We start from the raw sequence: 1,187 nt of genomic DNA on the forward strand, positions 1-1,187 counted from the left end.
CACCCATAGCTTCGGTGTATTGCTTAGCCCCGTTAAATCTTCCGCGCAGGCCGACTCGACTAGTGAGCTATTACGCTTTCTTTAAATGATGGCTGCTTCTAAGCCAACATCCTAGCTGTCTAAGCCTTCCCACATCGTTTCCCACTTAGCAATAACTTTGGGACCTTAGCTGATGGTCTGGGTTGTTTCCCTTTTCACGACGGACGTTAGCACCCGCCGTGTGTCTCCCGAGTAGTACTCATTGGTATTCGGAGTTTGCAAAGGGTTGGTAAGTCGGGATGACCCCCTAGCCTTAACAGTGCTCTACCCCCAATGGTATTCGCTCGAGGCGCTACCTAAATAGCTTTCGAGGAGAACCAGATATCTCCCGGTTTGATTGGCCTTTCACCCCCAGCCACAAGTCATCCGCTCATTTTTCAACATAAGTCGGTTCGGTCCTCCAGTTGATGTTACTCAACCTTCAACCTGCCCATGGCTAGATCACCGGGTTTCGGGTCTACACCTTGCAACTAAACGCGCAGTTAACACTCGGTTTCCCTACGGCTCCGCTATTCGCTTAACCTCGCTACAAAATGTAAGTCGCTGACCCATTATACAAAAGGTACGCAGTCACGGTCTCAAGAACCGCTCCCACTGCTTGTACGTATACGGTTTCAGGTTCTATTTCACTCCCCTCACAGGGGTTCTTTTCGCCTTTCCCTCACGGTACTGGTTCACTATCGGTCAGTCAGGAGTATTTAGCCTTGGAGGATGGTCCCCCCATATTCAGACAAGATGTCACGTGTCCCGTCCTACTCGTTTTCACGTAAAGTTAGTTTTCATGTACGGGGCTATCACCCTGTGCCGCTGTGCTTTCCAACACATTCCACTAACACCCTCTACGCTTAAGGGCTAATCCCCGTTCGCTCGCCGCTACTAGGGGAATCTCGGTTGATTTCTTTTCCTCCGGGTACTTAGATGTTTCAGTTCCCCGGGTTTGCCTCATTAACCTATGTATTCAGTTAATGATACTTACTTATGTAAGTGGGTTTCCCCATTCGGACATCGTTAGCTCAAATGCTTGTTACTAGCTCGCCAACGCTTTTCGCAAGTTACTACGTCCTTCATCGCCTCTGACTGCCAAGGCATCCACCGTATACGCTTAGTCACTTAACCATACAACCCAAATGAGTTTCATCTGAATTGCA

Annotated in this window: 1 rRNA gene; it reads right to left on the reverse strand. The window is 49.0% G+C overall.

The annotated features are described in order from the left end of the window. Window positions 1–1,155: ribosomal RNA gene (locus tag Q1B47_RS21805) — 23S ribosomal RNA — on the reverse strand; the annotation flags it as partial. Window positions 1,156–1,187 lie beyond the last annotated feature (32 nt).

Origin of the sequence: uncultured Shewanella sp. (genome assembly GCF_947501225.1) — a bacterium.
Lineage (GTDB): Bacteria > Pseudomonadota > Gammaproteobacteria > Enterobacterales > Shewanellaceae > Shewanella.